The organism is Enterobacter sp. RHBSTW-00994 (assembly GCF_013782625.1).
Classification (GTDB): domain Bacteria; phylum Pseudomonadota; class Gammaproteobacteria; order Enterobacterales; family Enterobacteriaceae; genus Enterobacter.
The window spans coordinates 2,557,446-2,574,186 of sequence record NZ_CP056199.1 but is presented as its reverse complement, the minus strand read 5'-3'; the positions used below and the strand labels follow the sequence as shown (position 1 = coordinate 2,574,186).

Below are 16,741 nucleotides of genomic sequence, written 5' to 3'. Positions count from 1 at the left end.
TATGCTGGAGTTGTTGTTTCTGCTTTTGCCTGTAGCCGCAGCCTATGGCTGGTATATGGGCCGCAGAAGTGCGCAACAAACAAAACAGGATGAAGCCAACCGACTTTCCCGTGACTACGTTGCGGGGGTTAACTTCCTCCTGAGCAACCAACAGGACAAAGCGGTAGACCTGTTCCTCGACATGCTTAAAGAGGACACCGGAACCGTTGAAGCGCATCTCACCCTGGGAAACCTGTTCCGCTCGCGCGGTGAGGTTGACCGTGCCATCCGCATCCACCAGACCCTCATGGAAAGCGCGTCGTTGACGTACGATCAACGTTTGCTGGCCGTTCAGCAACTTGGGCGAGACTACATGGCGGCAGGGTTGTACGACCGTGCCGAAGACATGTTTGCGCAACTGGTTGATGAAACGGATTTTCGTATCAGTGCTCTGCAACAATTGCTGCAGATCTATCAGGCAACCAGCGACTGGCAGAAAGCTATTGATACAGCAGAACGTCTGGTTAAGCTCGGGAAAGACAAGCAACGCGTCGAGATTGCGCATTTCTATTGTGAGCTGGCTCTGCAACAAATGGGCAGCGATGATATGGACAAGGCCATGACATTGCTGAAAAAAGGTGCTGCTGCAGACCGTAATAGCGCTCGCGTCTCCATTATGATGGGGCGAGTGTTTATGGCAAAAGGCGAGTTTTCCAAAGCGGTAGAGAGCCTGCTGCGGGTTATCGATCAGGATAAAGAACTCGTCAGCGAAACGCTTGAAATGCTGCAAACCTGTTATCAGCAGCTTGATAAACAGGATGAATGGGTCGCCTTCTTGCGCCGTTGTGTAGAGGAAAATACCGGAGCAACCGCCGAGCTCATGCTGTCTGACATTGTTGAACAGCATGAGGGGAGTGATACCGCGCAGGTCTATATTACGCGGCAGCTACAGCGTCATCCGACGATGCGAGTGTTCCACAAGTTGATGGACTACCATCTGAACGATGCAGAAGAAGGGCGCGCCAAAGAGAGCCTGATGGTGCTGCGCGACATGGTAGGTGAACAGGTACGCAGTAAACCGCGCTACCGCTGCCAGAAATGTGGTTTTACCGCCTATACGCTGTACTGGCACTGTCCTTCGTGCCGTGCATGGTCCACAATCAAGCCGATTCGCGGCCTTGATGGCCAGTGATTTTTTAAAACACAGTATTTTAGTTACAACATACTAATAAAGATCATGAATTCAGTCAGCACCGTGCGGCAAGCAGCCTCGCAGGAAAGGAAATCGATTCTGTCAATTTTGAACGCTGGCAGGTAGAATGCTCGCCGTTTATCTGTTCCGCGCCGCTGAGCGCCCATAGACGAAAAGGGCTGGTCATGACGTTTGTTGCTTCCTCCACTTCCCGCGTAGTTACCGATTCACCGGTTGTTGTCGCACTCGATTATAATAACCGCGACAACGCACTTGCCTTTGTCGATGGTATCGATCCGCAAGACTGCCGCCTTAAAGTCGGCAAAGAGATGTTCACGCTGTTTGGACCTCAAATAGTGCGTGACCTGCAACAGCGCGGTTTTGAGATTTTTCTCGATCTGAAATTCCACGATATCCCGAATACCACTGCCCATGCAGTTGCGGCTGCGGCTGAGTTAGGGGTGTGGATGGTGAATGTTCATGCCTCTGGCGGGGCGCGCATGATGACTGCGGCGCGCGAAGCGCTTGTACCATTTGGCAAAGATGCGCCTTTACTCATTGCGGTGACCGTATTAACCAGTATGGATGAGAGCGATCTGCGCGATCTTGGTGTGACATCATCACCGGCAGACCATGCGGAGCGTCTTGCTCGTCTCACTCAAAATTGTGGTCTCGACGGGGTCGTCTGTTCAGCTCAGGAGGCGGTACGCTTCAAAACCAGTCTGGGGCAGACGTTCAAGCTTGTTACGCCGGGTATTCGCCCGGCGGGAAGTGACGTTGGCGACCAGCGACGTATCATGACGCCGGAGCAGGCGATGATTGCTGGTGTTGACTACATGGTCATCGGGCGTCCGGTTACACAATCTGCGAACCCAGCCCAGACCCTTAAAGCCATTAACGCATCACTGAAAAAGGGGGCGTAATGAGTGACTCTACTAGTCGCCTGGTCTACTCCACTGACCTCGGACGCATCGATGAGCCTAAAGCGGCGGCTGAACGTCCAAAAGGCGATGGCATAGTTCGCATTCAGCGTCAGACCAGCGGTCGAAAGGGTAAAGGCGTTTGCCTCGTGACGGGTCTTGATCTGGATGATGCCGAATTGTCAAAACTCGCGGCTGAGCTGAAAAAGAAATGCGGCTGCGGAGGCGCAGTGAAAGATGGCATTATCGAAATTCAGGGCGATAAACGCGACGTAATTAAATCGTTACTTGAAGCCAAAGGAATGAAAGTCAAACTGGCCGGTGGATAAAATAAATGAGCCACGGTGAATGCCGTGGCTCTTTTCTTTGGTGCGTAAGTCAGACCTGGAATGTACTCATCATTATCGTTATATCGGCGGAGGCCGTGATACTTATTATTTACCTACCTGGTGACCAATAATACCACCAACGGCAGCACCACCTAATGTACCGAGCGTACTGCCATCCGTTAACACTGCGCCACCGAGAGCACCAGCACCTGCACCTATTGCGGTGTTACGGTCACGCTTAGACCAGTGAGAACATGCACTCAAAGACATTGCCAAAGTGACGGCCAGAACAGTAGCGGCTAATTTTTTGCTGGTTAAAGACATAATACTTTCTCCTGAATTAACGATTCACGGAAAGAGATAGGTTTAAGTATAGACAAAACGAATACTTAAATTCCGTTTCCCGTGAAAGCTGGTTGCGCAGGTGTTACATAATCACGCAGGTGATAGTCACTTCCTGTTATATCGCTAACATTAATTTTACGAGTTTAGGGCGAGTTAAACAGGTAAAAACTCTTAAAGGAAGGCTCGGAATTCTCTCAGAGAAGGGACGCCCGGGAGTCGGGCGTAGAGAGTGAGTTAGGTGGGATTTTTAACAATATCGACTAAGAGCCCAGCGTGTTGCAGCGCTTCGCGATGCTCCGCGCTCAAGCGTTCATCAGTAATTACCCGACTGAAGCGGGATATTGGTCCCATCATGTAAGGATGTACCACGCCAAACTTTGAACTGTCGGTGAGGATAATGGCTTCGCACTCTTTTTCCAGCACCGCATTCACCACATCTGAACGCATCATATCCCGGCCTGTGAATCCGGTATCTGCCTGCCAGCCATCGATGCCTATAAATGCCTTACTGAAATGCACCTGCTGAACATACTGGCGGGTCAGAGGGCCAACCATACTCTCGCTTTTCTTCTGATAAATTCCCCCGAGCAAAATCACTTCACAGCGAGTTTCTTTAAGCAGATGCGCGATATAGCTACTGACAGTAATGATAGTAATGTCTTTTTGTTCAGCGAGTGTGCGAGCCAGCAGGGCGTTGCTGCTGCCATTCTCGATAAATACCGTCTCACCGTTATTCACTAAAGACGCGGCAAATTCAGCAAGTTCCCGTTTCAGTGAATAGTTGTTCATCATCCGTGTTTCAACGTCTTCGCTGTCAAGCGGTACAGCGTAACCATGCGCACGGCGCAGGTAACTCTGCTTTTCCAGAAGATTAAGATCCTGACGGATAGTCACTTCAGACACGCCCGTCGTTTTAGCAAGATCGACCACGCTCACACGTCCCTGATCGATAACCATTTGCAGAATAATTTGTTGTCGGGAATTCATAGCATCCATTTAAAAAAAGCTAAACGAGATCGGAAACGTCGTGCTCACACTTCCCAGGGGGCTTTAGGTTGAGCGCTATCGGGCGTGCTATCTGCGCCGTTATTCTGGGCCAATAACTCGGATTTCAAAATCTCAAGATTACGAATCGCAGAGTGGTAATCGCCAGCAACCAGTATATCTAGCACGGTATCAATACGTTGTGCCACGGTTAGTGCATCAATAGAAGACATAATCTCACTCCTGGAGCGAAAAGTTAATATTTTCAATGATGCAGAAAATGGTCTCAAAAGAGAAGGGAAAAAATACACTTACGAAATCACATAAATGAAAGTGATAAATTTATCTACCCTCATGCAGTGATCTATATGTGTGGATTAGTCTAATTCTGCGCGCAAGGCGCTTTTTTATATGAGGAATTAGACTATGACAGTTATCAACCAAGCTACCTGCACATTGTTTACCGATACTGAACGTTTCACTCAACTCGCGGGTTACTACGAGGAGGAGCGCCGAACTGTCTGGATGATGTTACGGGCCCAGCCAAGGCCTTGCTTTAACCACGCATTGATTGAAGAGATCATGAACTTATCCTGGCTGGTACGACAATCGGGTTTTACTGTTGATTTTTGGGTAACCGGTTCGCTTGTGCCCGATATGTACAATGCTGGAGGGGATTTGCAGTTCTTCGTAGAGTGCATTCAAAACGGCCGGAGGGAAGCACTACGCGCTTATGCGAGGGCCTGCGTTGACTGCGTACATGCCGCATCGCGGGGGTTTGATACCGGTGCTATTTCATTAGCCATGGTTGAAGGGAGTGCGCTAGGTGGCGGGTTTGAAGCTGCACTGGCGCATCATTTTGTTCTTGCTCAACGAGATTCCCGCCTGGGATTCCCGGAAATTGCTTTTAACTTGTTTCCTGGAATGGGGGGGTACTCACTTGTGGCTCGCAGGTCAGGGATGAAGATGGCTGAGGAGCTTATCTACAAAGGGGAGTCACACACGGCGGAATGGTATGAGCAACATGGTCTGGTGGATGTGTTGTTCGAGCCGGGGCAAAGCTATGTCGCGGTACGTACCTTCATAGACACTCTGCAACCGAAGATGAACGGCGTAAGGGCAATGCTTCGCGCTCGTACGCGGGTTTTGCAACTTCCTCGCAGTGAGTTGATGGATATCACGGAGGATTGGGTTGATGCGGCGTTTTGCTTAGAGCCAAAAGATATCGCCTATATGGAGCGCCTGGTCATGCTACAAAATCGCCACCAGGCTGCGGGACTGCGCAAAGCCAGCTAGCGCATTTTTCGTGATTGATAGCGCTTTAACCATCGCTCGAATGCGGCTGCGGGCATCGGTTTAGCAAAGAGAAATCCCTGCCGCTCGTTGACGCCATTCTTTGTCAGAAAGGCGTCTTCTTTTGCACTCTCGACACCTTCTGCAATGACCTGCAAATTCAGTGCCTGTGCGACGGCCACAATAGCGCGAACTAAAGATTGCGATATCGACTGCTTATGAATATCCCGGACAAATGACTGGTCTAGTTTAATGGCATCGATCGGGAAGCGGGCTAACTGGGATAGCGAAGAATAACCTGTGCCAAAATCATCCAGATGGATTTGAGCGCCTAACTGGCTAAACTGCTGTATCACCGAGAGCGCCAGCTCTTCGTTTTCTATCAGGCAACTTTCAGTCAGCTCAACATCGACAGGGCAATATTCAAAATTCAAATCCTTCAATGCCTGTTTTAAATCGCTAAAAATGGTCTGATCCGCTAACTGACGTGCTGAAACGTTAACCGCCACACGCAAGTTAATCCCCTTGTCACGCCATTTCGCGACCTGGCGAACCACATCAAGCATAACCCATCGCCCAAGTGGGACAATCAACCCTGACTCCTCGGCATAGGAAATAAACTCAAGCGGAGGAATCAAGCCACGCTCAGGTGACTGCCAACGGACCAACGCCTCTATACTTCTTACTTCACCCCGCCATGTCATTTTGGGCTGGTAGTGAATCAGGAGTTGATCGTTATCCAGCGCTTTACGCAGATTAGTGTCCAGCCAGAGGTATTCAAAAACACGCTGATTCATCTCTGGTGAGAAGACACAAAACTTTCCACGGCCTCCTTCTTTAGCCGTATACATTGCAGTATCTGCATTGCGGATCACACTTTCACGGTCATTACCGTGTTGTGGGGCAAGAGCAATACCCAAAGAGCAACCGGTATAAATCTCTATCAGACCAATACGGAAGGGTTGGCGCAGTCGTGTCAGAATGCGCGAGGCCATCGCTTCAAGCGTACTCTGGGAGGTGTCTGCGGCCAGCACGATAAATTCATCCCCGCCAAGGCGGGCCAGAATTTGGCCTTCATCCAGACAGCTAAGAATCGCCAACGCAACGGCCTGCAGTAGCTGATCGCCAAACATATGCCCGTAGGCATCGTTCACTTTTTTAAAGTTATCCAGATCGAGATAAACGACACCGACCTGTGCCTCACCACGCGAGTCGATAGCATTGCTGATCAATTCATGGATTGCATTTCGGTTGGGTAACCCGGTAATGGTGTCGGTATTGGCCAGTACGCGCAGACGCTCCTGGGCACGCCGTTCTTCCGTAATGTCTGTCCCTGAGCAGATAAGGAAAATTTCGTTTTTTCCGCTGCCGCTGTGAACAAATTTATTTCTGAACAGAAACAGCCGTTGTCCTTTGCGCGTTTTGATCCAACGTTCGACTTCGTAAGAGCTGCCATTGCGAAAAAAACCCGTAATATTGCGTTTTGACGCGGCGGCTTCACTCCGGCTCATAAACAGCTTAAACACATTCTGTCCAATCACTTCTTGTTCTTTCAGACCGGTATACTCTTCGCTCAATCGGTTGAAGCGTTGAATATTGCCGTGTTGATCGAGAATAACGATGACAGAGTTAGCTTCAGAAACGACTTGTTCAGCGAAAGAAAGTCCCTGAACCAGATCGCGTGCAACGGATGGCGTGTCGTTCCAGGCCGAAGCCGTACCCGCCCACTCTTTTTTATTGATCTTCCGTCCGACCAAATGCACCGGGACATCAGCACCATACAGTGAGAGCGTCATTGTGATACTGGAGGTAATCACCGTGAGTTGCCGAACGCGGTCTGCTTGTTCTTCACTCAGTGCGATCACCTGAATAACATCGGCGCTTTCGCTGGTGGACAGGTGCAGAGCATTACTGTCAGCTGCCAGTCGCCACCAGGGACTGTGCGTACCCATGTAACGAAACAGCAAATTTTGCTCCAGATCGTCCATCATGTTTTCTCCTGCGGCTGCTCATTAGCGCGAAAATTATTCATTTGCAGTCGACTTTTCCGTAATAAAGCAGCGGCAAAACCGAAGTGAACTTATTGTTTTTTACCAGTTTTATTATATTAAAACGAGTTGAGACAAAAAGGATACTTACCGGATAAAAATTCACGTAACCGAATATGACGGCTCTCTTTTACTGTAGATAATTCTGGCGGGTTTGGGTGTATTGCGGCGGAAAATAGTAAGAAAAAATGATGAATTTGCGAGGGTGCTATAAAAGTTAAAAATGTCGGCTGCCCTAAGGTGAAACAACCGACATTTTAACAGGTTATCAGGCGACAGGGCGCGCGATAATGCTACGGGTTTCCATGCGTACTTCGGCGATATTTACATCAATCACGTCAGTGACTTTGTAAACTGTTTCACCTTTAATTTGTACAGTGCCTGTTTCCTGGCTGCAGGTGAGTTCATCACGCACAGCGTGCAGGAATGGCGCAGGGATAAAGGCAACAGCACCGTTGTCAACAAGACGAACACGCATACCACCGCGGCTGATATCGATAATTTCAGCCGCGAAACGGAAGTCAGTACCCGTTTTGTCATTCAGGAAACGAGCGTAAAGCCAGTCACCTACATCACGTTCAGCCATGCGGTTCAGGCGTCGACGTTCGGCCATTTGCAGAGTTGTGTCTTCCTGCGGACGTTCAATGGACTCACCTTTGATAATCGCTTTTAGCAAACGGTGGTTAACCATGTCGCCATATTTACGAATAGGGGAGGTCCAGGTCGCATACGCTTCCAGTCCAAGACCGAAATGTGGGCCCGGTTCGGTGCTGATCTCAGCAAAGGACTGGAAGCGACGAATGCGGCTATCCAGGAAACCAGAAGGCTGTGCATCCAGCTCACGTCGCAATGTGCAGAAACCGTTCAGTGTCAGTACTTCGGCTGGGTCAACATGCACATTATGCGTTTTTAACAGAGCCGCCAACGCTTCAGTGTTAGCCGGATCAAAGCCGGTATGCACGTTATAAATGCCGAAACCGAGTTTGTCGCGCAATACACGTGCGGCGCAAATGTTGGCAGAAATCATGGCTTCTTCAACGATGCGATTCGCAATACGGCGCGGTTCAGCGACGATATCCAGCACTTCGCCTTTTTCGCCTAATACAAAGCGATAATCCGGACGGTCCTTAAACACCAGAGCATGTGTTTTGCGCCATTCACCACGGTTCAGGCAGATGCGTTGCAGCAGATGAATTTGTGCCGCAATAGCGTCGCTTGCAGGTTTCCAGCTACCGGTGTTTTCCAGCCAGTCAGAAACATCGTCGTACGCCAGTTTTGCTTTCGACTCGATCGTAGCGGCAAAGAATTCGATATCGTCTTCGATCGTTCCGTCTGCGGCAATGGTCATGCGGCAGGCAAGTACAGGACGGATTTCGTTGGCGCGCAGTGAGCACAGATCGTCAGACAGTTCGCGGGGCAGCATTGGGATATTAAAGCCCGGGAGATAGTTGGTAAATGCACGCACTTTTGCAGCATTGTCCAGCTTACTCCCTTCTGCAATCCACGCTGTTGGGTCTGCAATCGCAACGGTCAGATGCAATTTGCCATCTGCCGCTTCTTCAGCAAACAAAGCATCATCCATATCTTCGGTGCTGGCGCTGTCGATCGTGACAAAATCCAGAGCAGTCAGGTCACGACGAGCCAAACCTTCGTCTAACATTTCGGTCGCAACGCCGTCTGGTGCTTCTTTTTCAAGGTTGTGGCGTGCCAGCGTCACCCACCAAGGGACGAAATGGTCGTCGCCGAAGGTGATGAATTGAGTGAGCTCTGCGTAGAAACCGCGATCGCCTTTCAGAGGATGACGGCGCATTTCTGCAACGGCCCAGTCACCTTCTTTAAAATCATAATCAACACCACGCGCAGCGCGGCAAGGAATGGCATCTTTCAACAGCGGGTGGTCCGGAACAATAGAAAGACGGTCATCTTTTTTATGCACCTTGCCGACAAAACGGGTCAGGAAAGGTTCGATCAGTTCTTCCGGCTCGGCGGACTCACGGTCCTTTTCGGTATGAATAACAGCCGTGATGCGGTCACCATGCATCACTTTCTTCATCTGTGGGGGTGGGATGAAGTAACTTTTCTGCGCATCAACTTCGAGGAAGCCAAAGCCTTTTTCCGTGGCTTTTACGACCCCTTCTGCACGCGGCGTCTGGGAATGCAATTGCTGTTTTAGCTGCGCTAGCAGCGGGTTGTCCTGAAGCATAGTGTTCTATTTTCGTAGCCATTGAGCGGCTCACAGTTTTACGCGATTCTCACTGCTACAGCAAGCGCTCTTTAGGTAATAAGTACGGTTATTCCCCTTTGCCAAGGGCGACCCTGAGACGATCGAGCCACCCGCAAAAAGCACTCCATGTCAGCAGGTTAATAACCTGAACCGGAGATAATCCATCATCGGTGAGCGGCGTGAATTGTGCGGCGCTGAACCGATCGGGAGAGCATGTCAGCAGGTTGATCGCACCAGGCAGCGCACTGTGGTCAACAGAGCCCTGTTCCGTGGGCTGAATACCGCCCGTCAGGATCAAGCCTGTCAGATCCAGGAGCCTGGATTCATGGCAGAGGACTGGAACCAGCACTTGCAACTCAGGCTCGTTTTGCCAGCGGGCGAGGGATTCAAGCTGTTGTGCACTGGCATAGCGCAACTCGACTACCGGCAGGATAGATTCCCAGGAGGTCAGTTGGCGATGGGTATCACCGATCAGCGCATGAGGTGGTATATGGTGTCCTGGCAACCAACGTACAGGATAGCCCAGCAGAGCCTGAAAAACGGCTACCACTCGGGCCTGAAAACCAATAAAGCCGATAATCTGATTGATCAGCACTATGTCGTCAGTGGTCAGGCCGACTTCATCCAGTTGTTGTTGCGCTTTCTTGTCAATCACATCGGGTGAGCTGGCAAGCTGGCGGGCATATTGCGTGATTTGGGCGAGGCGACGGTTGCTTTCTCGTGAGGAGTCTGGTCCAGGGAGCGGGGCGAGCAGGGCGGCATAATGGTTACAAAGCCGCTGAACGCCGCACGCTTGGGCAACGGTTAGCGCGGTGCTTAATCGGTCATAGGCGCTTAACGTATGCAGGCGGTTTACCGAAACCTGAGGCGGAAACAGAAGCTGGCACAAGGCTCTGGCAGGGGTAAGCCAGCGCTCACAGGAGGCAACAATCTCATTGGGTAAGGCTAAATCGAGCAAAAAACGATCGTCGACGTTAGCGGCTTCAGGCACTAAAGGCAGAACATCTACCTGTGAATGGTTCGACTGGGTTTCATGATACCAGTGGCCTTTGCCGGAAAAACGGCGCTGTTCCATGGGCGTTCCTTGATCTCAAATGGCGATCAATATCCTGGCGTAAGGCGAGTGATGGGAAAAATATTGTTAGGTGATAACAAATAGCAGAACGGAATAACGAAGAGATTGCACAGAGGAGAAAACTCTCTTCCCGAAAAGGGAAGAGAGTGACAACTTATTTAATTTCCAGCTCGTTCATTGCTGCGATGTTGAAACCGCCGTCAACGTGAACCACTTCGCCGGAGATACCCGCGGAAAGGTCAGAGCACAGGAATGCTGCGGAGTTACCCACATCTTCAATGGTAACAGTACGACGAATCGGGGTAACCGCTTCGCAGTGCGCCAGCATTTTACGGAAATCTTTGATACCAGATGCCGCCAGAGTACGGATTGGGCCAGCAGAGATACCGTTAACACGTACGCCTTCAGGACCCATCGCGTTCGCCATATAGCGCACGTTTGCTTCCAGTGAGGCTTTTGCCAGCCCCATAACGTTGTAGTTAGGAATGGCACGTTCTGCACCCAGGTAGGACAAGGTCAGCAGTGCAGAACCTGGGTTCAGCATGGTACGGCATGATTTTGCCATCGCAACGAAGCTGTAGGAGCTAATATCGTGAGCGATTTTAAAGCCTTCACGGGTTACCGCGTTCACGTAGTCACCGTCCAGCTGGTCGCCAGGAGCGAAGCCGATGGAGTGTACGAAACCATCAAATTTTGGCCATACGTTTGCCAGTTCGGCAAACATGGTATCGATGCTTTCGTCTTTAGCAACATCACATTCCAGAACAATGCTGGAACCCAGCTGCGCGGCAAACTCTTCAACACGGCCTTTCAGCTTGTCGTTCTGGTAGGTGAACGCCAGCTCAGCGCCTTCGCGATGCATAGCCTGTGCGATGCCGTATGCGATGGACAGTTTGCTGGCAACGCCGGTCACCAGAATGCGCTTACCGGAAAGAAAACCCATAGCTTTAATCCTTATATTCATTGTTGTGGCGATCGTCATCTCGTTGGGACAATCGTCGTTAAAACGCGGCGATAATATCACGTGTCGCGTGCATAGTTAATCCGACCACTTTTAGGCGGCGTAGTTATCGGTCTTTTCGCCACGCATCGGCGGTTAATGCTTCACCGAAATGCCCGGCAATCAGGCGCTTTGTCAGTTCATGAAGCGGAGAGGCCATTACATCGGCAGTGCTTCCGCGTTCAACCACCTCACCCTGATGCATGACCAGCACCTGATCGCTGATATGTTTCATCATGCCTAAATGCTGGGTCACATAGATATAAGAGATACCCTGTTTTTCCTGTAATTCCAGCATCAGGTTAATTAACTGCGAACGCATCGACATATCCAGTGAGGCCAGGGCTTCATCAGCAATAATCACTTTCGGCCTCAGGATAAGCGCGCGGGCCAGTCCCAGACGCTGCTTTTGCCCTGGCGCCAGCATATGCGGATAGTAACTGACGTGATCCGGCAGTAACCCGACCAAACGAAGCGTTTCGATGACCCGTTTACGGCGCTCTTCGGGCTCCAGTTCGGTATTCAGGCGCAATGGAAAATCCAGAATCTGTGAAATGCGCTGGCGAGGGTTAAGCGACGTCGAGGGATCCTGAAAGATCATTCGAATGCGCTGGCTTCGGAAGGAGTAATCACCAAATGTCAGGGGATGATCGTCAATCAGGACTTCCCCACCAGAAGGCTCTACCATGCCCGCGAGCATTTTCGCCAGCGTAGATTTTCCGGAGCCGTTCTCGCCAATTATCGCCAGCGTCTGTTTTTCACGCAGGGTAAAGCTCAGCGGCTTCACGGCTTCAACCGTCTGACGATGGAACAAACCGGTACGGTAGCGAAAGGTCTTACGCAGATTACGCACTTCCAGCAACGTTTCGACCATTTCACTCTCTCTCCATGTTCAGCGGGAAGTGGCAGGCATAAAGATGATTTTTGGCCCCCATTAACCGCGGTGTTTCAATACACTTGCGCTGGGCATAGGGGCAACGTGGCCCCAGGCGGCAACCAATCGGTAGTGACTCTAACAATGGGATTGCGCCAGGTAAGGTATTAAGACGACTTTTGTGCGGCATTGCACTACCAAAATCAGGAATCGCGCGGATCAATGCCTGGGTATATGGGTGATGTGGCGTAGTGACCAGCTCTTCACTGATGGCCGTTTCTACCGTCTGCCCGCAGTACATGACATCAATCTTGTCAGCCCATTTGCTCAACATCTGGAGGTCATGACTGATCAGCAAAATGGTGGTGTTGTTATTTTGATTCAGACGAGTCAACAGTCGGAAAATCTGCGCCTGAGTGGTCGGCTCCATCGCGTTTGTTGGCTCATCGGCAATCAGCAAACGTGGCTGGTTAGCCAGCGCAATGGCAATCATCACTTTCTGACATTCACCGTCGGTCAGTTCATACGGGAAGCTACGCATTGCATCTTTGTGATCTTTAATCCCGACACGGTGCAATAGCTCAATTGCCCGACGCTTACGCCAGCCAAAACGCTGCCACCAACGCCCCTTATATGTCCAGCCGGGGATATTTTGCATCAGCTGTTTCCCCACCCGCTCTGACGGGTCGAGACAGGATTGCGGCTCCTGAAAGATCATGGAGACATTGTGTCCCACCAGCTTGCGGCGTTCGCGCGGGGAGAGGCGTTGCAGGTCAATGTCATCAAAGCGCATACGATCTGCCGTCACGCGCCAGTTATCTTTCGCCACCCCGCAAATGGCTTTGGCGATCAGACTCTTTCCTGATCCTGATTCACCGACCAGACCGCGAATCTCACCCTCTGCAAGCGTGATACTGATCCGGTCAACAGCCTTAACCCAGCCTTCACTGGTTTTGAATTCGATGGTCAGATTGCGGATATCGAGTAACGGCATTATTCCACCCCCGCATTAATCGCCCGGCGAATTCCGTCGCCAAGCAGGTTGACCAACAACACGCTGACCATAATGGCGGCCCCGGGCAACATGACCGTCCAGGGGGCGACATAAATCAGTTCCAGTGCATCGCCGAGCATTGCACCCCATTCCGGAGACGGAAGTTGAGCACCAAGATCAAGAAAACCAAGTGCGGCAATGTCCAGAATCGCCATTGAGAGGGCGCGTGTAATTTCTGTCACCAGACCAGAGGCGATATTAGGCAGTACGGCAAACCACAGAATATTCATCGTCGTCGCGCCGTCCAGTCGGGCGGCAACAACATACTCTTTCTCAAGTTCATCATGCACCATGCTGTAAACCGAACGAACCATACGGGGCAGAATTGCCAGCCAGACGGCGAACATGGCGTGGGAAAGATGTGGCCCGGCAAACGCCACGACAATGATGGCCAGCAGCAGAGACGGGATTGAAAGCAACGTATCCAGAATATGGTTCAGCACCGCCGAACGCAGGCCACGAGTCGAACCGGCAAAGATGCCCAGTGCCAGTCCGCAAATTGTGGCCGCTAACGTCACCACAAATGCCCCGCCTACCGTAGGCGCAGCACCGCTCAGCAGGCGGCTCAGCACATCACGTCCGAGATCGTCTGTGCCTAAGAAGAAAGAGACCTCGCCGTAGCGGGACCAGGATGGCGGCAGTAACTGATAGCCAAGGAACTGCTGATCCAGACCGTAAGGTGCAAACCATGAACCGAAGACGCACAGCAATACCAGCCCGGCACAGCCGTAAAGGCCGATCATTGCTGTCGTGTCACCGTAGAATTTACGCCACACGGTGCGTAGCGCACCCGGCGTGCGCTTTTCGCTGTAAACGCTATCGTAAGGCATACCATTCCTTATGCTTCAGCGGGTTAGCCATCGCGCCCAGAATATCGGAGAGCACGTTAACAATAATGACCAGCGAACCAATGACCATGACACCCGCAGAGATAGCGGCATAGTCCTGCTGACGAATGGCATTGATCAACCAGCGTCCCAGTCCAGGCCAGCTAAAGACCATCTCAGTGATCATGGCCAGTGTCAGCATGGTTGAAAATTGCAGTCCAAGACGGGGGATCACTGGGGGTAGAGCATTGTGCAACACATGGCGGCGCAAAATTGTCAGGCGAGAGAGACCTCGCGTAGCAGCAGCTTTCACATAGTTCTGATCAAACACCTCAATGGTGCTGATTCGCATCAACCGAATCACTTCCGTTGTGGGGGCAACGGCAAGCGTCAGAACCGGCAACACCATATGGCGCAGTGCGCTAATGATCATCTCATGCCGCCAGACCGAGTCTGAGAGCCAGGCGTCGATGATCGCGAATCCGCTCACGGTCTTTACGGTATAGAGCAGATCAAAACGGCCAGAAACTGGCAGCCAGCCTAGCGTTAGCGAGAAGAACAGCGTCAGCAACAGGGCCAGCCAAAAGACAGGAATCGAGAAGCCAAGCAGGGCAAGGGCGCTGATAAACTTATCCTGCCATTTATTGCGGTAAATCCCGGCCAGCATACCAACGGGAATACCGACCATCAGTGCGAACCCAAACGCCAGGATGCACAATTCCATGGTTGCCGGGAAAACCTCTTTCAGTTGTTCGGAGATGAGCTGTCCATTAATACTGGAGACGCCAAAATCCCAGTGCAGCACACCATTAAACCAAAACAGCCATGCGTCCCACAATGACGAGCCCTGAAGCGGGGCATGTGGGGTGAAATAACTTAGGCTGAAACCGATAAACGTCAGAAAAAAGAGCGTAATCAGCAGCAGCAGTAACCGACGCAAGGTAAAAATAATCACGGTTTTTTCACCTCTTGTTCTTTTTCGCGTGAAACGCCCGCAAAGGAGGCATTGCCGAACGGACTCAGAACAAGCCCTTTAATATCATAGCGATATGCCTGAAGGCGCAGAGAGGAGGCAAGCGGTAACACGGGTAATTCTTTCGCAAGAATGTTCTGCGCTTCATCGTAGGCATCGATACGTGAGGCCAACTGTTGTGAAGAGAGTGCTTTTTGCAGCACTGCGTCGAACTCACGATTACACCAGTGAGCGTAGTTAGTCTGCGAGTTAATGGCTGCACAGCTCAGCAATGGACGGAAAAAGCTGTCCGGGTCATTACTGTCGGTGGCCCAGCCAGCCAGAGTTAAATCATGATTCATGTCCATCAGACGCGCTTCCTGGAAACGGCCTTCAACAGGAACGATGATCACTTTCACGCCAACCTGCGCCATATCAGCCTGCAACAGTTCAGCGGTTTTCAGCGGGCTTGGGTTCCACGCCTGTGAACTGGTCGGAACCCAGAGCTGTAACGTGAGATTTTCCGCACCCAGAGCCTTGAGCTGTGCTCTGGCTTTCGCCGGATTGTATTCAGTGACTTTTGCTTCACTGTCATAGGCCCATGATGCGCGAGGTAAAATCGATGCAGCCGTTTCTGCTGTGCCGTAATAGATCGACTGCATCAGACGCTGATTATTGATCGCCAGCGCCAGTGCATGACGAACGGCTGGGTTATTCAGTGGCGGCTTATCGGTGTTAAACGCCAGATAAGCGATATTCATACCAGGGCGCAATGTCAGACGCAGGCGCGGATCGTCACGCAGGATGGTGAGCTGGCTTGCAGCAGGCCAGGCGAGAACATCACATTCGCCGGTCAGCAGTTTGGAGAGTCGGCCCGTTCCACCGGAGCCGAGATCAACCACAACTTGCGGCATCAACGGTGTGCCCCGCCAGAAATGTTCGTGGCGTTGCAGGCGAATATATTGCCCGGAACGGTACTCGGCCATCTGGAATGGGCCTGTGCCAACAGGTTGTCTGTCCAATAGCTCCTGGCGGTCTTGTTTGGTCAACTGCGCGGCATACTCAGCAGACATGACGGATGCATAGTGTGTTGCCAGATGCCACAGGAAAGAGGCGTCCGGGCGTGTCAGGCTGAACTCTACCGTCCGGTTATCCAGCTTGCGTACGCTTTTGACGGTGTCGGCAAATTGCAGGCTATCGAAATAGGGGAAGCTGCCCCCGTTGACGTTATGCCAGGGGTGGTTGCGATTAAAGATACGCTGGAAGGTAAAGACGACATCATCCGCATTAAGCTTACGGGTTGGGGTAAACCATGGCGTATGTTGAAAAGCAACGTCATCGCGCAGATGAAAACGGTAGGTTGCGCCGTTATCCAGCACCTCCCAGCTTTCGGCAAGCTCCGGGACCAGGCGATAAGTATAAGGATCGACATCCAGCAGACGGTCATAAAGCTGAGCCGCGAGGGTATCGACAATCAACCCGCTGCCCGCTTTTTGCGGGTTAAAGGTGTCTACTTGTCCGCTGACACAATAGACAAAACCGCTATCACGAATATCAGGAAGCGCAGCTCGTTCAGGCGCAGCGAAGGCCAGACTGCTGTACAGACCGAGTGCAAACAGGGACGATAAAACCAGACGCATAATTT

16 protein-coding genes are annotated in these 16,741 nt (G+C 51.4%); 4 read left to right on the top strand and 12 right to left on the bottom strand.

Annotated elements, in window-relative coordinates; all coding sequences use genetic code 11:
* Position 1 precedes the first annotated feature (1 nt).
* The 3 genes from lapB to yciH all read left to right on the top strand — a co-directional run bounded on the left by lapB (position 2) and on the right by yciH (position 2,420).
* Positions 2-1,171, top strand: a complete 1,170-nt coding sequence (gene lapB / locus HV346_RS12335) for a lipopolysaccharide assembly protein LapB (RefSeq protein WP_181619638.1) — start codon at positions 2-4, stop codon at positions 1,169-1,171.
* Positions 1,172-1,356: 185 nt separating this feature from the next.
* Positions 1,357-2,094, top strand: a complete 738-nt coding sequence (gene pyrF, locus HV346_RS12330; protein WP_181619637.1) for an orotidine-5'-phosphate decarboxylase — start codon at positions 1,357-1,359, stop codon at positions 2,092-2,094.
* A complete protein-coding gene (gene yciH / locus HV346_RS12325; RefSeq protein ID WP_181619636.1) occupies positions 2,094-2,420 on the top strand; it encodes a stress response translation initiation inhibitor YciH in 327 nt (108 codons plus the stop codon). Before pyrF ends, yciH begins: the two co-directional genes overlap by 1 nt.
* A 105-nt stretch (positions 2,421-2,525) precedes the next feature.
* Here yciH and osmB read toward each other — a convergent pair whose 3' ends face one another.
* From osmB to HV346_RS12310, 3 genes are all read right to left on the bottom strand, one after another.
* Complete coding sequence (gene osmB, locus HV346_RS12320) at positions 2,526-2,744, bottom strand: osmotically-inducible lipoprotein OsmB (protein ID WP_181619635.1); 219 nt, start codon at positions 2,742-2,744, stop codon at positions 2,526-2,528.
* Between the two features lie 255 nt (positions 2,745-2,999).
* Positions 3,000-3,752 (bottom strand): DNA-binding transcriptional regulator YciT, encoded by a 753-nt coding sequence (locus HV346_RS12315; RefSeq protein ID WP_181619634.1) that lies wholly within the window; start codon positions 3,750-3,752, stop codon positions 3,000-3,002.
* 44 nt (positions 3,753-3,796) lie between these two features.
* Entirely contained in the window at positions 3,797-3,982 is a 186-nt protein-coding gene (locus HV346_RS12310; RefSeq protein WP_181619633.1) for a hypothetical protein, read from the bottom strand.
* Between the two features lie 193 nt (positions 3,983-4,175).
* Here HV346_RS12310 and HV346_RS12305 point away from each other — a divergent pair, with 193 nt between their 5' ends.
* Positions 4,176-5,045, top strand: coding sequence for a crotonase/enoyl-CoA hydratase family protein (locus HV346_RS12305; protein ID WP_181619632.1), 870 nt, complete (start codon positions 4,176-4,178; stop codon positions 5,043-5,045).
* On the opposite strand, the gene pdeR is transcribed toward HV346_RS12305, so the two are convergent.
* From pdeR to sapA, 9 genes are all read right to left on the bottom strand, one after another.
* Positions 5,042-7,033, bottom strand: coding sequence for a cyclic di-GMP phosphodiesterase (gene pdeR, locus HV346_RS12300; RefSeq protein ID WP_181619631.1), 1,992 nt, complete (start codon positions 7,031-7,033; stop codon positions 5,042-5,044). The genes HV346_RS12305 and pdeR overlap by 4 nt on opposite strands.
* A 325-nt stretch (positions 7,034-7,358) precedes the next feature.
* Positions 7,359-9,293 (bottom strand): exoribonuclease II, encoded by a 1,935-nt coding sequence (locus HV346_RS12295; protein WP_181619630.1) that lies wholly within the window; start codon positions 9,291-9,293, stop codon positions 7,359-7,361.
* Between the two features lie 88 nt (positions 9,294-9,381).
* The gene (locus tag HV346_RS12290) at positions 9,382-10,389 is read right to left on the bottom strand and encodes a CMD domain-containing protein (protein WP_181619629.1); all 1,008 of its coding nucleotides are present in this window, start codon (positions 10,387-10,389) and stop codon (positions 9,382-9,384) included.
* A 154-nt stretch (positions 10,390-10,543) separates the two neighbouring features.
* A complete protein-coding gene (gene fabI / locus HV346_RS12285; protein WP_181619628.1) occupies positions 10,544-11,332 on the bottom strand; it encodes an enoyl-ACP reductase FabI in 789 nt (262 codons plus the stop codon).
* 124 nt (positions 11,333-11,456) lie between these two features.
* On the bottom strand, positions 11,457-12,263 hold the full coding sequence (gene sapF / locus HV346_RS12280; RefSeq protein ID WP_181619627.1) for a putrescine export ABC transporter ATP-binding protein SapF: 807 nt from the start codon (positions 12,261-12,263) through the stop codon (positions 11,457-11,459).
* A 1-nt stretch (position 12,264) separates the two neighbouring features.
* The gene (gene sapD, locus HV346_RS12275; protein WP_181619626.1) at positions 12,265-13,257 is read right to left on the bottom strand and encodes a putrescine export ABC transporter ATP-binding protein SapD; all 993 of its coding nucleotides are present in this window, start codon (positions 13,255-13,257) and stop codon (positions 12,265-12,267) included.
* Positions 13,257-14,147 carry a putrescine export ABC transporter permease SapC gene (sapC, locus tag HV346_RS12270; RefSeq protein WP_181619625.1) on the bottom strand — a complete coding sequence of 297 codons (891 nt, stop codon included), beginning with the start codon at positions 14,145-14,147 and terminating at the stop codon, positions 13,257-13,259. The genes sapD and sapC overlap by 1 nt, the downstream gene beginning before the upstream one ends.
* Positions 14,134-15,099 carry a putrescine export ABC transporter permease SapB gene (sapB, locus tag HV346_RS12265; RefSeq protein WP_181619624.1) on the bottom strand — a complete coding sequence of 322 codons (966 nt, stop codon included), beginning with the start codon at positions 15,097-15,099 and terminating at the stop codon, positions 14,134-14,136. Before sapB ends, sapC begins: the two co-directional genes overlap by 14 nt.
* Positions 15,096-16,736 (bottom strand): ABC transporter substrate-binding protein SapA, encoded by a 1,641-nt coding sequence (sapA, locus tag HV346_RS12260; RefSeq protein WP_181619623.1) that lies wholly within the window; start codon positions 16,734-16,736, stop codon positions 15,096-15,098. Before sapA ends, sapB begins: the two co-directional genes overlap by 4 nt.
* Positions 16,737-16,741: the final 5 nt, after the last annotated feature.

Bases quoted from the DNA above. Each gene is read 5' to 3' on its own strand.
- yciH (WP_181619636.1), top strand. From the start codon at position 2,094: ATGAGTGACTCTACTAGTCGCCTGGTCTACTCCACTGACCTCGGACGC.
- HV346_RS12305 (WP_181619632.1), top strand. From the start codon at position 4,176: ATGACAGTTATCAACCAAGCTACCTGCACATTGTTTACCGATACTGAA.
- HV346_RS12315 (WP_181619634.1), bottom strand. From the start codon at position 3,752: ATGAATTCCCGACAACAAATTATTCTGCAAATGGTTATCGATCAGGGA.
- sapF (WP_181619627.1), bottom strand. From the start codon at position 12,263: ATGGTCGAAACGTTGCTGGAAGTGCGTAATCTGCGTAAGACCTTTCGC.
- osmB (WP_181619635.1), bottom strand. From the start codon at position 2,744: ATGTCTTTAACCAGCAAAAAATTAGCCGCTACTGTTCTGGCCGTCACT.
- pyrF (WP_181619637.1), top strand. From the start codon at position 1,357: ATGACGTTTGTTGCTTCCTCCACTTCCCGCGTAGTTACCGATTCACCG.
- sapD (WP_181619626.1), bottom strand. From the start codon at position 13,257: ATGCCGTTACTCGATATCCGCAATCTGACCATCGAATTCAAAACCAGT.
- HV346_RS12290 (WP_181619629.1), bottom strand. From the start codon at position 10,389: ATGGAACAGCGCCGTTTTTCCGGCAAAGGCCACTGGTATCATGAAACC.
- HV346_RS12295 (WP_181619630.1), bottom strand. From the start codon at position 9,293: ATGCTTCAGGACAACCCGCTGCTAGCGCAGCTAAAACAGCAATTGCAT.
- sapC (WP_181619625.1), bottom strand. From the start codon at position 14,147: ATGCCTTACGATAGCGTTTACAGCGAAAAGCGCACGCCGGGTGCGCTA.
- fabI (WP_181619628.1), bottom strand. From the start codon at position 11,332: ATGGGTTTTCTTTCCGGTAAGCGCATTCTGGTGACCGGCGTTGCCAGC.
- pdeR (WP_181619631.1), bottom strand. From the start codon at position 7,033: ATGATGGACGATCTGGAGCAAAATTTGCTGTTTCGTTACATGGGTACG.
- HV346_RS12310 (WP_181619633.1), bottom strand. From the start codon at position 3,982: ATGTCTTCTATTGATGCACTAACCGTGGCACAACGTATTGATACCGTG.
- lapB (WP_181619638.1), top strand. From the start codon at position 2: ATGCTGGAGTTGTTGTTTCTGCTTTTGCCTGTAGCCGCAGCCTATGGC.
- sapA (WP_181619623.1), bottom strand. From the start codon at position 16,736: ATGCGTCTGGTTTTATCGTCCCTGTTTGCACTCGGTCTGTACAGCAGT.